Below are 13,505 nucleotides of genomic sequence, written 5' to 3'. Positions count from 1 at the left end.
TTATTCTCCCTTGGGGACGAAATCACGGAAATTGACCGGCAGCGGTGCCAGTTCGCCACGCCTTGTCATGTCGGCCAGGTCGCGTTTGAGTACTTTCCCACTGGCAGTGAGCGGAAAGTTGTCCATCGTCAGGAAATACTCGGGCATGTCGAACTTCGACAATCCGCATCGGTCGAGATGAGCGAATATGTCTGCCGGCTCGATCGCGCGGCCTGTGTGGCATACCAGCGCCAGGCATACCTTTTCACCCAGCCGGCGGTCCTGAACGGGATAGGCCGCGGCGCGCCGGACGAACGGATGGCGCATCGCCAATTCTTCGATGCGCGCCGGATAGATGTTGTGCCCGCCGCGGATGATCAGATCCTTCTTGCGCCCGACAATGATCAGGCAACCGTGCTCGTCGATACGGCCGAGGTCGCCGCTCATGAACCAGCCGTGGGCGTTGAAGGAGTTTTCGGTGGCGGATTGATTGTCGAAGTAGCCCAGCATGAGCAGGCCCCCGCGACCGCCGATCTCCCCGACCTCGCCTGGCCCCGCTTCGACGTCGGGGCTGTCCGGCTTCCATAGCCGCGCCTCGTAGCCCTGGCAGGAGCGTCCGCAGGTTGCGACGATGGCGTCGGGCGTGTCAGTGGGTAGCGTGTAGCTGTGCGATCCGTTCTCCGTCATGCCGTAGACGTTTTGTGGCGTAACGCCCAGGTTCAAGAAGGCCTGCGCGATGTCGCGTGGAATGGCGGCGCCGGCCATGTAGAACGTACGCACCGTGCCCAGCGAGGCCAGGCCTCGGGTGCGGAGTTCCTGCACCAAGTCCATCGCATGGGTCGGGACACCCATTACATAGGTGGCGCCCGTCGCAATGATCCAGTCCAGGATCGGCTGCCCGGATCCTGGGCTGGTTATGACCAGCTCCGCGCCGGTCACCAGGGCCTGTTCCAGCGCGACGGTGGCGATGTGATGGCTCATGGGGCTGAGCGTCAGGATCGTGGCCTTATCGGTGTGACCCCAGTCGCTCGCGATCGCTCGTCCATTCGCCAACAGCGTGTTGTCGCTGTGCATCACGCCCTTGGGCATACCGGTAGTGCCGGACGTAAAAGCCAGGTAAACCACCTTGTCGGGATTCGGGTCTGGCTCGTTCTGCATCGTCGCGGCGATACGCGCCGGAAAGGGAGCCGTTCCTGCCGGCAGGGAAGGATAGGCATCGGACTCCAACGTGAATGCGGTACGCAGCGACGATACATCGGCAACGCGGTCGAAGATCGACTTGCTGTCAGCGTCAGCGCCATGACCCGGCGTCGCGAACAGCGCGCGACACTGCACCCGCTGGAGCAGGGTAACGATCTCGTCTACGGTGTGATTCTGGTGCAGGGAAGGGCAGCAGACATAGCCGTTGCGAGAGCAGGCCAGAAGAATGATGGCCGTCTCCACCACGCTCGGCAGCCAGACTCCGACGCGGTCGCCGGGCCTCAACCCGCGTCGGGCCAGGGCGTCCGCCACGCTATCCACCCAATCGACGGCCTCCCGCCAGTTCAGTCTGACACGGGCGTCGCGCAGCGCCCAGGACGTAGGGCGCTCGCAAGCCTGGCGGTGGGCGAGTCCATAGAGGGTGTCGTCCTGCCAGACACCCGACCGATAGTTTGCAAGGGCATTGCTGGGAGTGTGCAGCGTCAGGATGTTCTGCATGGTCTTCACTCGGAATGTTCCTTGGGAGACGCGGTTTCGGTTGCCTAAACAATCCCGGAGGCGACAAGACCGGCGATCTGCGCCGGGGAGCGCCGGAGCGTTTCGCGCAGTACCTGTTCGGTGTCCTGGCCTAGTGTGGGAGGGGGAGTCCGGAGCACGGTGTCTACCCCGCCGAAACGTATGCCTAATCCGACCTGGGGGACGAGCCCGGCGTCACCCTCGGCAGCGAACAACAAACCGTTATCGCGCAGAACTTCGTCCTGGGCCAATTGGTCGATGCTGTTGATGGGACCCGAGGGAATCCGGTGCTGGGCGAAAAGCGCGAGCCAGTGCTGCCGCGGCTGTTCAACCAGCAGTTTCGCAATGGCTTCCACGATGGAGGCACGAGCCAGGCGCCGCTTTGCATTGGTATCGAGATCAGGCTGTTCGCCGTACTCCGGAAGACCCACCGCCGCCCAGAAGCGACGCCAGATCGCGTCATTGCCCAGGCCGAGCGTGATAGGGAAGTTGGCGGTGTCGAATACCTGGTATATGGCGATCACGGAATCCGTCCCGCCAGAACGGTTGGGAGAATCTCCTGAACCGAGGTAGGAGACGATGCGGGGCGACATGAACCGTGTCATGGTAGCCACCATGGACACGTCGACTTGTTTGCCCTTGCCGGAACGATTGCGTTCGACCAGCGCGGCCAGCGTAGCCATGGCGATGTCCTGGCCGGATAACAGGTCGGCCGCCGGTGTGCCGACTTTCTGGGGGGGACGGTCCGCTTCCCCAGTCAGATGCATCACACCGGAGTAGCCTTCGGCAATCAGGTCATAGCAGGGCAGGTCCGCCCCCGCGCCCTGCAAACCGAAGCCGGTGACCGATACATGGATCAGCCTGGGGTTGAGGGCGCCAAGCGTCGCGAAATCCAGGCCCAGCTTCTCCTGGACACGCACGCCTGTGTTGAGCACGACCACATCGGCCTGGGCGGTCAGCTCATGGGCCAAGACGCGGCCTTCGGGACGGCTCAGGTCGATGGTGATGCTGCGCTTGTTGCGATTCATACTGGCAAACCACAGCGATTCGCCGTTCAGGAATGGAGGCCCCCACCCCCGCGTATCGTCGCCCGCGGGAGGGCGCTCGACCTTGATTACGTCTGCTCCGAGGTCCGCGAGTAGCAGCGTGCCATAGGGTCCCGCCACGGAAGTCGTGAAGTCGATGACCCGGATGCCCTCGAGGCAGGAAAGACCCTTGCCGGGAGTCTGTACGGGAAGGGTATGGAGTACGTTCATGTCGTCTCGGTGTTGTGGGTGCAGCACGAGGGGACCGGGTTATTGCGCCTCGATATGCGCGGCCTTGATGATCTCCCCCCATTTCCGGGTTTCGGAAGCCTGGAAGTCGGCAAGCTCCGCCGGTGTCGTCGGGAACGGGTCGAGACCAGCGGATTGCAGGGTCTGCTGCACGGAGCCCTTGCGCAGGGCACTGATGATCAACGCGTTCAGACGGTTCTGCACCGCCGGGGCAAGGTTGGCGGGGCCGTAGGCGGCAAACCAATAGGTGAGCTCATAGCCCTTCACGCCGACTTCGTCCATGGTGGGCACGTCTGGCAGCAACCTGGACCGCGTCTTGCTGGAGACGGCCAGCGCGCGGAGCTTGTTCGCCTTGATGAGGGGCAAGGCCGTCGGTATGTCGGCCATCATCATCTGTACCTCGCCGCCCATCAGATCCTGAAGCGCGGGGGGGTTGCTTTTGTATGGGATTGGCGTCAGCTGGATGCCCGTCATGCTTTTCAGCATTTCAGAGGCAATCTGACTGGATGAAGTCCCGTATGCGTAGGAAATCTTCCCAGGATCGGCCTTGGCCGCCGCGATGAAGCCGTTGGCATCCTTGGCCGATACATTGGAATTCACGACCATCACCAGGCTGCCCTTCGCCAGGCCGCTCAACGGAGAGAAGTCCTTGACCGGGTCATATGGCAACTGCTTGAACAGCCACTGGTTCGCCGCCTGCGTGGTATTTGTGGTGATGAAGACGGTGTAGCCATCGGCGGGCGCGCGCGCAACCGTCGACGCGCCAATGAATCCGTTGGCGCCGGGCCGGTTCTCCACCACGACAGCCTGGCCAGTCTCCTGGGTAATGCTGCTCCCAACGGCGCGTGCGATCAGATCGGTGCTGCTGCCTGCGGTGAACGGAACGACGAAGCGGATGGGGCGATCCGGATACGTGTCCGCGCCGTAGGATGGCGTCCACGCGAACAAGGCGGCCGTGAGGACAAGGATTGAGTTGGCAATTTTCATTATTGGAGTCTCCTGATAATAGTTTTTGAGTTTTGGGGCCCGAGCAAGGGCGGCGGGCTATCTGTCGGGCGAGGGCACCAGCCGTGCGGCGGCGTCCATTTCGTATCCGACGCCGCACAGCACTTCCATCGTGTGTTCGCCGGCCCTGGGCGGCGCGAAGCGGTAATTCGGTGGCGTTGCGGAGAATCCGATGGGGTTCGAGGTCATTACCAGTTCGCCCTCGGTGGGGTGGATATATGACTTGAAGAAACCGGTGGCGGCCAGGTAGTCATCCGTCATCAAATCCGCGAGCGTGTTCACCGGTCCACAGGTGACGTCCTGCTCGCGGAAAATCTCCATCCATTCTTCCGTGGTCTTCGTCAGAAGCTGGTCCGCCAGCGCGCCGTAGAGTTGGTCGATATGTTGCATGCGTGCCGCCATATTCGCGAAGCGGGGATCGGCGGCCAGATCCTTCAGGTTCACGGCACCCAGCAGGCGGCTCCATTGCAAGTCGTTGATTGCCAGGACGCAGATGTAGCCGTCTTTCGTTCGGTACGGACGTCGGTAGGGCGAGAGCATGCGGCTGTAGCCGACTTTGGCATTCGCGTGGCCGAACGCGCCTTCCCATAGATGCTCGAACAGGCAAAACTGCAGCATGGTCTCGTACATCGGCACTTCGACTTTCTGGCCAACGCCACTTCTTTCGCGGTGAAACAGCGCCATGCCAACGGAAGAAGCCAGGACATAGCCGCAGAGCTTGTCTGCGATGACAGTCGGAAAATACCGCGGATGACCCTCGTTGTCGCGATTCAGGTCAGCCAGGCCGCAGGCTCCCTGGATGATGTCGTCGAAGGCGGGGGCATCCCGCTTGGGGCCGTCGCTTCGGAAGCCGGGAGCGGAGGCATATATGATGTTCGGATTGCGCGCGATCACTTTCTCGTAGCTGACGCCGAGCCGTTCCGCCGCACTGGGCCGCATACTGTGTATGAAGACGTCGGCCGTCTCGACGATGCGCATGAGCGCTTCCAGGCCATCGGCCGTTTTGAGGTCCAGCACCACGCTGCGCTTGTTGCGGTTCATGATCAGGTAGAACGCGGACATACCGGGATGTCGCGCCGGGCCGTTGTGGCGGTTTTGGTCGCCATTGGGCGTTTCCACCTTAATGACGTCCGCCCCCATATCCCCGAGAATCTGGGTGCACACCGGACCGAGTACATTGATCGTCAGATCGACGACGCGGATTCCGGCCAAAGGGCCGGTCGCGCGCTTTCCGGGTTCGAAGGGATCGCCAGCTGGCCACTGCATCATGCCTCTCCACCCCGGCCCTTCACCAGGCGCAGGGGGGTATACACCTGCACGATGTCCCCACGCTGATTCACAATGTCGTTGCGCGTGCGGACGAGGCCAAAGCCGGGACGGCTCTTGCTGGCCCGGGATTCCAGGACCTCGCATTCCACGTGTATGGTGTCACCGGCCAGCACGGGCCCCTTGATATCCAGCTCCATGTGCAGGAATGCGAAGCCGGTACCTTGCATGGTGGATTGCACGAGCAGGCCTTCCGCGAAGCTGAAGACCAGCGCGCCCGGCGCGACGCGCCCTTGTATGGCGGATTCCTTGGCCAGGAACTCGATGTTGTTGAATAGGACTTCTTGCTGGCCGGTGCAGCCTATGAAATTCGCGATGTCCGCTTCGAAGACGGTGCGCCCCACCGTCTGGAATTTCCTGCCTACCGGGAGATCGTCCCAATGGAAGCCGAGACCGACCGTCTCGATATTGCGTTGCGTCATGGCGGGATCTCCTTACCCTTTCAGAACATGGCGGAAAGTGTAGGCAGGGATGCCACGCGTAATGCATATGGCTGCATTTACGCCTCTTATGGAGATCCGTGTTTCAATGGGCGCGCCCGTTTCAACCATGGCCGGCTTCGGGCGCCGGCCTGACCAGCCGCAAACGCACCATGCCGCTCCGATCGATCAATCTCCAGCATCGCGTCTACCCGATACGCGGCGTGTTCCGGATAAGCCGGGGAGCCAAGACGCAGGCCGATGCGGTCATAGTCAGCATCGGGGAGGACGGTTACACCGGCAGGGGAGAGTGCATTCCCTATGGTCATTACGGCGAAAGCGTGGCGAGCGTCCTGGCGCAGATCGAGTCGATTGCGCCCTTGATCCGGAAAGGGCTCGATCTGGACGGACTGCAGTCGGTGCTTCCGCCAGGGGCCGCGCGCAATGCGGTCGACTGCGCGCTATGGGACCTTCGCAGCCGCATGGGCGGAGTATCCGTTAGCGCCTATGCAGGCCTGCCCGCGGCGCTTGTCCCGGTGCAGACGGCGTTCACCATCAGCCTCGATACGCCAGAGGCGATGGCGGTGCAGGCCCGCCTACATCGGGACATGCCAATATTGAAACTCAAGCTGGGCGGTGAGGGTGACGACGAAAGGGTCTCTGCCGTGCGGGCTGCGGCGCCGACGGCCCGACTGATCGCCGATGCGAACGAGTCCTGGTCACCGAAGCACCTGGAGCGCTATCTGACGCTGTTCGCATCGCTGGGCATGGAGCTTCTGGAACAACCGTTGCCGGCAGGCAAGGACGACTTTCTCAGAACCTTTACCAGCCCGGTCCCCCTGGCGGCGGACGAATCCTGCCGTGACATGACCTCGATTCCCGGCATTATTGGAAAGTATGAGTATGCCAATATCAAGCTGGACAAGACGGGCGGACTGACAGAGGCGCTTCGCGTCGTACGTGGTGCGCGCGAGGCCGGCATGCGGATTATGGTGGGATGCATGGTCGGCTCGTCGCTGTCCATGGCGCCTGGCATCGTGCTTGCCCAGTATGCGGATATCGTCCATCTCGATGGCCCCTTGCTGTTGGCGGACGATATTAGCCCCGCCTTGCCTTTACAGGGGGCAGTATTGTCTGCCGACCAAGCGGTGTGGGCGGTCTGATACTGGGATGGGCCAGCGCGACGACGAAGCCTAATGGCGATGCAGTCGCGAAAGCGTGCGCAGCGCGATGTCGATGATGCGTCGCACCGTCGGATCGCGTTCTACTTTTCGGTGAACCAGGTACAAGGGCAGGTTGAGATGTTCGTTGATATCCTCGAGATCGATCAGGGATACGCTGCGATCGGCGAACCTCCTGCAGCTTGCGGGCAACAACGCCACGCCAAGTCCTTCACCCACGAATGAAAGAATCGTCGCCATTTCCACCGCTTCCAGCGAGGCTCGCGGCTGATAGCCTGCGGCCGCGCATGCTGCTCGAACGCGGGCGTTGATGGCAGGCGAGCGGTGATCCGGCACCATGAGGAATACTTCATCCTGCAATGCGGAAAGGGGAAGTCGAAGGTTCGCAGCGAGCTTGTGCGTGGCGGGAAGCGCCGCGACCATGCGCTGTTCATGTACCAAGGTCAGGGAAAGATCGGCGAACCCATGCACCGCCTGGCGCACTAGTCCGATGTCCATTTGCCCGTCGGTCAATTGCTTCAGTTGGTCGATAGACGTCGCTTCGGAGAGTTGAAGCGTGACGCGCGCGGCCTGGTCCTGTACGGCCCGGAGAATCGGCGGCAAGACATCGAACGAAGCGGATTGCACGAAACAGATGCGGCACAACCCTTCCTGGCCAGATGCCACGTCAGCCGTGGTTTTCTCGACCTGTTCGACGAGCGCGAGGATTTCGCGGGCACCCTTCGCATAGGCTTCGCCAGCGGGAGTCAGTATCACATGGCGGCTGGTACGACGGAGCAACTCCGCGCCAACGCGTTCCTCCAGCCGCTGCATGGCGATGCTCAATGCCGGCTGGGTCATCCGCAGCTTGTTCGCCGCCACGGTAAAGCTGAGCGTATCGGCAAGCATGGCGAAATAACGTAGCGATTTCAGATCGGTATGCATGTATGGATCCCGGCGCAGGGAAACCGTGTGATGGGGAAACTACCCGCGATAGTGGAAATATACGTGAATTACGACACTCAACGTCCGATATCCGGAGCCTGCGATGCACGCCTATCCACACCTTCTGAAGCCCTACGACTTCGGCTTTCTGAAACTGCGCAACCGCATGATCATGGGTGCCATGCATACCCGTATGGAAACCCTGCACCAGCCGGTTGCCCGATTGGTGCAGTTTTACCGCGAGCGGGCGCGCGGCGAAATCGGGCTTATCCTCACCGGAGGCTATGCGCCCGACCAAGCCGGCCGCATGGAGGATGATGCTCCAGTGCTGGAGCGCGAGCACGAGTTGGCACCTCATCAGGCCATCACCCAGGCGGTGCACGAAGAAGGGGGCAGGATCGTTCTTCAGATTCTGCATGCCGGGAGGTATGCCAGACATGCCTTGTGCGTCGGGCCTACCGCGGAGCGTGCGACCATGAACTCCTACACGCCGCGCGCCTTGACTTCAGACGGCATCTCCGAGACCGTGCGCGCCATCGCCAATACCGCAAGACTGGCCCAGCTGGCGGGCTATGACGGCGTGGAGATCATGGGGTCGGAGGGCTATTTGCTCAACCAGTTCTGCAGCCCGCGCACCAACACGCGCACCGACAGCTTCGGCGGCAATCTCGATAACCGTATTCGCATGCCGCTCGATGTCGTAGAAGCAGTGCGCGCTGCCACCGGGCGGGATTTTTTGCTTGTTTACCGGCTATCCGCCATCGATCTGGTTGAAGGCGGATTGACGGGTGTCCAAACCGCGCGATTTGCGCGACGTCTGGAACAGGCCGGTGTCGATATGCTCAACACCGGCATAGGCTGGCATGAATCGGCCATTCCCACCATCGCGGCGACCGTACCAAGGGCAGCGTGGGATTTCGCGGTTCACCATATCAAGCAGGCGGTCGCGATTCCGGTTATCGCGTCCAACCGCATCAATACGCCCGACACGGGGGAACGCCTGGTTGCTGACGGCGTCGCTGACTTTGTTTCCATGGCGCGCCCGTTGTTGGCAGATCCGGATTTCGCGCTGAAGGTACGGCAAGGGCGGGCTGACCGCATCAATACCTGCATTGCCTGCAACCAAGCCTGCCTGGACCGTATATTCACGAGGCAAACGGCGACCTGCCTGGTCAACCCGCGGGCTGGGCGTGAGCTCGATTTTCCCCGGCACCAGGCAGTATCCCGCCAGCGTCTCGCAGTCGTGGGAGGCGGTGCGGCAGGCATGGCTTGCGCGGTGTACGCAGCCGAACGGGGTCACGATGTCGTCCTGTTCGAGGCAAGCAAGGAGCTCGGTGGTCAACTGAACTTGGCGCGGCGTATACCGGGCAAGGGCGAATTCAACGAGACACTACGCTATTTTCGTGTGAGGCTCACGGAGCTGGGTGTGCGCATAAGGCTGAACACGCGCGTAACCGCGGGAGAACTGCGCGAGGCCGGATACGACAGGGTCGTGCTGGCTACGGGCGTCGTGCCACGCAAGCCCGACATTGACGGTATCGACCATCCCAAAGTCGCCCTGTATGACGAGGTGATCTCCGGTAACCGGGAAGTGGGCAAACGCGTGGCCATTATCGGCGCAGGCGGCATTGCCTTTGACACCGCCGAGTTGCTGCTGGCGGGTCCCAGTGGAGACCCTTCTTTGTCCAGTAATCTATTTCGTCAATATTGGGGCGTCGATGCGTCGCTGCTCAATCGGGGCGGTCTGGCCGCTCCGGAGGAAGTTCTATCCCCGCGTTCGATCCACATCTTCCAGCGCAGCCCAGGGAAATGGGGAACCCAGCTGGGAAAAACCACGGGTTGGATACTGAAGGCCCGCTTGCGGCGCGCGGGTGTCAATGTGGTCTCCGGCGTAACCTATCACAAGATCGACGATAAAGGCCTTACCTATTCGTGCGATGGAGCCTATCGCGTGCTGGCTGTGGACAATGTCATCATCTGCGCCGGCCAGGTGCCTCAGGACGCGTTGAGCAAGGAGCTTGCCGACTGCGGCATCAGCGTGGCGACGATCGGTGGGGCAAGGCTGGCGTCCGAGCTCGATGCTGTGCGGGCAATCCAGGACGCCCTGTACTGCGGAATCGCCGCGCCCGGGGGGTAGGTCGATCCGCGCTTGACGCATAGTATTGGATTTCATCCGCCTTTCACGGAGCAGGCTTCGCGTCGGCCTAGACGAGCTGAGGGACGATCCAGCCGTCCCCTTCCTAATTTATCGCTAAGTTATTGACGCTAAGCTGGTGGCCGTCGAGTAATGGATAAAGATATTCACGTTGTCGGATCCTCGCGCTAGTCCTCCGGTCGGTGGGAGGGCCAGTATCGACATTTCGCTATTTTCAACTGAAGGGACGTAGTGATGCCCATATTTCGAACGATGCCCCCAATCCTGGGAAGCGTGTGTGTGCCGTTCGTCGCCGAACGTCTCCAATTCATCCGCAACTGGTGTCGTGCACCGCGCACGGTGGGCGCCATCCTGCCGTCCGGCTCAGCGCTTGCGCGGGCTATAGTTCTTGGCGTGAATGCCTGTGATGCCCCGGTACTGGAGCTCGGCAGCGGTACCGGCTCATTCACCCGTCCTCTCCTTAAGCGTGGCATACCGTCGCATCAGCTTCACTTGGTGGAGCTCAATCATGACTTCGCGTGCCGCCTGCGCCATGCGTTTCCGGGCACAAAGGTGTACGAATGCGATGCGCGGCGCATGGTGCTTCCAGAGGGCGTGCGCGGCCACATCGGTGCAACGATATCGGGCCTTCCGCTGTTGAACATGTCGGCGAACGCCAGGATGAGGCTGCTGTGCCGCGTATTCTCTCAAATGCGCCCTGGTGGCGCGCTGTACCTGTTTTCCTATGGATGGCTCTGCCCGGTTTCACAGCGGCTGCTGGATCGGTTGGGTCTGCGCGCTGCATGCACTGCCACGGTCATGTGGAATGTGCCGCCAGCTCGAGTATGGAAAATCACGCGCCGTGCACCTTACCGGCATTCCTGACCTCCGCGGCCGCTCCGGCGGCGGCGTTTAATGTTGAACTCGGCCGGCCAAACGGTTGTCATACCGCCCCTGTCCTGGCCGGTTCGCGGTCCGGGCTAGCTAGCATGCGGCCCGCTGTCGAGGCCGCGGTGGCCGGGACGGCGTAAGCGTGAACGTCAATCAACGCGTTTCCAGCCACTGACCCATTGGGTACGGGGTGCGTTGTCTTGCCTCCCTTCCCATGATCGTCAGGCCATGTTCCACGACAGGACGGCTTGTTGATGTCTGATATCCCCGATCTCTCCCTTGCCCAGCGGCGCCTGATCATCACCACACTGGCGCTTTTTCTTTCCTACCTCGCCGTCGCCATGGCCCTGCCCGCGGTGCCCGTCTACGTGACGCGCGACCTCGGCATGAGCAACGCGGCTGGCGGCCTTGCCGTCGGCATCGCCTTTTTTTCTACGATTCTTACACGCAATTTTTCGGGCGGCCTGGCGGATCGACGCGGCAGTCGTTTTGCCATGCTGCGCGGCTTGTTCATCTATGTGGCCGCTTGCCTACTGTGCCTGGCGTCCGCCACGCCGGGCTTGCACGGCGCACTGGCGTATGGCGCGCTTCTCGTTGGCCGACTACTGCTGGGCCTGGGCGAAAGCTTGGTGATCGTGGCCTCGATTAGCTGGGGTATCGGTTTGATGGGATCCGCGAGATCGGGCAAGGTTATGGCGCTGGTAGGCGCCGCGATGTACGGAGCGTTCGCTGTCGGTGGGCCATTGGGCCTGTCGTTGCTCCATGCCACCGGTTTTTCGGGTCTGATGGCGGTATGCGCCGCATTGCCGCTGCTCGGTGCCTGCATGGTACGCGGCCTGCCGGAAGTTCAACCGGAAGCCGGCCGGCGTGACTCGTTCTGGCGCATCCTGGGCCGCATCTGGCTGCCCGGGGCGGCTGTCTGCTTGCAGGGCGTAGGATTCGCCGCGCTCGCCGCCTTCATTTCGTTGTACTTCCTTAGCCGTGGCTGGCCGTATGCAGGCCTTGGATTGACTTGTTTCGGCGGGGGATTCGTGGCAGTGAGGCTGCTGTTCGGGCATCTGCCGGACAAGATCGGGGGTACACCCGTGGCCATGGTTTCGCTGATTGTTGAAGCCGTGGGCCAGTATTTACTGTGGCTTGCCCCCGGCCCAGGCCTGGCCTTGGCAGGGGCCTTGCTGACCGGCTTGGGCTGCTCGATGGTATTCCCCGCGATGGGCTCCGAAGTGGTCAAGGGTATGCCACCGCAGCTGCGTGGCACTGCAGTTGGCGGCTTCGCTGCCTTCCAGGATCTGGCTTATGGCGCAACCGGACCGGTAACGGGTCTGCTAGCGGACCACTTTGGATACGGTGTGGTCTTCCTGATCGGAGGGATCGCAGCGACATTGGGACTGTCAGCTGCGATCATGGCGCATCGCCGCTCTGACCAGCACCACCTTAGTGCCACAGGCGAAGGGTCGTAGTTCCGGGCGGCTGAGCACGACGGCAATCGGGCCCCGGTATGGTGCCGATGTCCAGGCTGGTGCATAAGATTTTCTCGCGCTCGGCCGTCTTTTAGTCGTTTGCCACCCGCCGCCGAGGCTTCTAGACTCGCCGTTGCTCACTGGCCGCCGTCCGGCGCCAGCCCAACCGCGGAGTTCCAACATGCGTATCACCCAGCGATTGCTCGCCCTTGGCGTCGGATTGTGTGCCGCGCTTTCCGCCCTGGTCCTGCCCGGCGCGGCCAGGGCGCAGGACGACTATCCGTCCCGACCCGTTCGCGCCGTCGTGCCTTTTCCGGCGGGCGGCATCAACGACATCATCGGTCGTGAGTTGTTCAATGCGATGTCGGCGACGCTGAAAGGCAACATCGTCATTGAGAACAAGCCGGGCGCCGGGGGCACGATAGGCACCGTTTCGGCGCTCAACAGCCCGGCCGACGGCTATACCTTGTTGCTGGGCGCAGCCAGCACGATGGCGGTGGCGCCGCACCTGTACAAGAGCGCGGGTTACACGTCCAAGGACCTGATCGCGGTCGGCGGTATCGCTTCCGTGCCCAGCGTCGTCATCGTGTCGGCCAATTCTCCTTACAAGAAGTTCGCCGACCTGGTGGCGGCAGACAAGGCCAAGCCGGGGTCGCTGGACTATGGCTCCGCCGGCTTCGGCACCAGCCACCACATGCAGGCCGAGTTGCTGAACATCCGCGCGGGCACGCATTTCCGCCATATCCCGTACAAGGGCGGCGCCCCGGCCACGGTCGACCTGATCGGCGGCCAGATCGCCCTGCTCGTGGATCCCCTGCCCACCACGCTAGGCAACGTCAAGGCCGGTCGCGTGCGGCCTTTGGCCATCACGACGGACGTGCGCTCGGCCGCCTTGCCCGATGTGCCGACCCTGAAGGAACTAGGGGTCGACTACAATGCCAGCACCTGGTTCGGCCTGTTCGTGGCCGCCGGTACGCCGGAACCCATCGTCGCCAAATTGAGTGCCGCGCTGACCGCCGCGATGAAATCCCCCGAGCTGCAGGCCAAGTTCCGCGCGGGGGGCATCGATCCGCTGCCGATGGACCGGCAGGCGTTCGCCCGCTACGTGCAGGAAGAGAACGTTACCTGGGCGGGTGTCATCAAGGACGCCCATATTGAAATGCAATAACGCCGGTCACCATAACGCCGTGGAGCAG

General features: G+C 62.2%; 11 protein-coding genes. 5 read left to right on the top strand and 6 right to left on the bottom strand.

Going from position 1 to position 13,505, the window contains the following annotated elements; genetic code table 11:
- The 5 genes from CAL28_RS21335 to CAL28_RS21315 are packed head-to-tail and all read right to left on the bottom strand — an operon-like array spanning position 1 to position 5,722.
- A complete protein-coding gene (locus CAL28_RS21335; protein ID WP_094844775.1) occupies positions 1 to 1,677 on the bottom strand; it encodes a class I adenylate-forming enzyme family protein in 1,677 nt (558 codons plus the stop codon).
- A gap of 44 nt (positions 1,678 to 1,721) precedes the next feature.
- A complete protein-coding gene (locus CAL28_RS21330) occupies positions 1,722 to 2,951 on the bottom strand; it encodes a CaiB/BaiF CoA transferase family protein (RefSeq protein WP_094843195.1) in 1,230 nt (409 codons plus the stop codon).
- A 39-nt stretch (positions 2,952 to 2,990) separates the two neighbouring features.
- Positions 2,991 to 3,956 (bottom strand): Bug family tripartite tricarboxylate transporter substrate binding protein, encoded by a 966-nt coding sequence (locus tag CAL28_RS21325; RefSeq protein WP_094843194.1) that lies wholly within the window; start codon positions 3,954 to 3,956, stop codon positions 2,991 to 2,993.
- A gap of 57 nt (positions 3,957 to 4,013) precedes the next feature.
- Positions 4,014 to 5,243, bottom strand: a complete 1,230-nt coding sequence (locus CAL28_RS21320) for a CaiB/BaiF CoA transferase family protein (RefSeq protein WP_254926193.1) — start codon at positions 5,241 to 5,243, stop codon at positions 4,014 to 4,016.
- Positions 5,240 to 5,722, bottom strand: coding sequence for a MaoC/PaaZ C-terminal domain-containing protein (locus tag CAL28_RS21315; RefSeq protein WP_094843192.1), 483 nt, complete (start codon positions 5,720 to 5,722; stop codon positions 5,240 to 5,242). The genes CAL28_RS21320 and CAL28_RS21315 overlap by 4 nt, the downstream gene beginning before the upstream one ends.
- A gap of 98 nt (positions 5,723 to 5,820) precedes the next feature.
- On the opposite strand from CAL28_RS21315, the gene dgcA reads away from it, so the two are divergent.
- Positions 5,821 to 6,882: an N-acetyl-D-Glu racemase DgcA gene (dgcA, locus tag CAL28_RS21310; protein ID WP_254926192.1), complete on the top strand. Its 1,062-nt coding sequence runs from the start codon at positions 5,821 to 5,823 to the stop codon at positions 6,880 to 6,882.
- A gap of 30 nt (positions 6,883 to 6,912) precedes the next feature.
- Here dgcA and CAL28_RS21305 read toward each other — a convergent pair whose 3' ends face one another.
- Positions 6,913 to 7,824 (bottom strand): LysR family transcriptional regulator, encoded by a 912-nt coding sequence (locus CAL28_RS21305; RefSeq protein WP_094843190.1) that lies wholly within the window; start codon positions 7,822 to 7,824, stop codon positions 6,913 to 6,915.
- A gap of 103 nt (positions 7,825 to 7,927) precedes the next feature.
- Between CAL28_RS21305 and CAL28_RS21300 the strand changes: the two genes are divergently transcribed.
- The 4 genes from CAL28_RS21300 to CAL28_RS21290 all read left to right on the top strand — a co-directional run bounded on the left by CAL28_RS21300 (position 7,928) and on the right by CAL28_RS21290 (position 13,477).
- Positions 7,928 to 9,961 (top strand): FAD-dependent oxidoreductase, encoded by a 2,034-nt coding sequence (locus tag CAL28_RS21300; RefSeq protein ID WP_094843189.1) that lies wholly within the window; start codon positions 7,928 to 7,930, stop codon positions 9,959 to 9,961.
- A 297-nt stretch (positions 9,962 to 10,258) separates the two neighbouring features.
- The gene (locus tag CAL28_RS29575) at positions 10,259 to 10,843 is read left to right on the top strand and encodes a class I SAM-dependent methyltransferase (protein WP_176464064.1); all 585 of its coding nucleotides are present in this window, start codon (positions 10,259 to 10,261) and stop codon (positions 10,841 to 10,843) included.
- Between the two features lie 260 nt (positions 10,844 to 11,103).
- Positions 11,104 to 12,309, top strand: coding sequence for an MFS transporter (locus CAL28_RS21295; RefSeq protein ID WP_094843188.1), 1,206 nt, complete (start codon positions 11,104 to 11,106; stop codon positions 12,307 to 12,309).
- Between the two features lie 181 nt (positions 12,310 to 12,490).
- Positions 12,491 to 13,477, top strand: coding sequence for a Bug family tripartite tricarboxylate transporter substrate binding protein (locus tag CAL28_RS21290; protein WP_094843187.1), 987 nt, complete (start codon positions 12,491 to 12,493; stop codon positions 13,475 to 13,477).
- Positions 13,478 to 13,505: the final 28 nt, after the last annotated feature.

This window comes from Bordetella genomosp. 11 (assembly GCF_002261215.1).
In the GTDB taxonomy this organism is placed as follows: Bacteria; Pseudomonadota; Gammaproteobacteria; order Burkholderiales; family Burkholderiaceae_B; genus Bordetella_C.
This window is presented reverse-complemented; position numbering and strand designations above follow the sequence as displayed.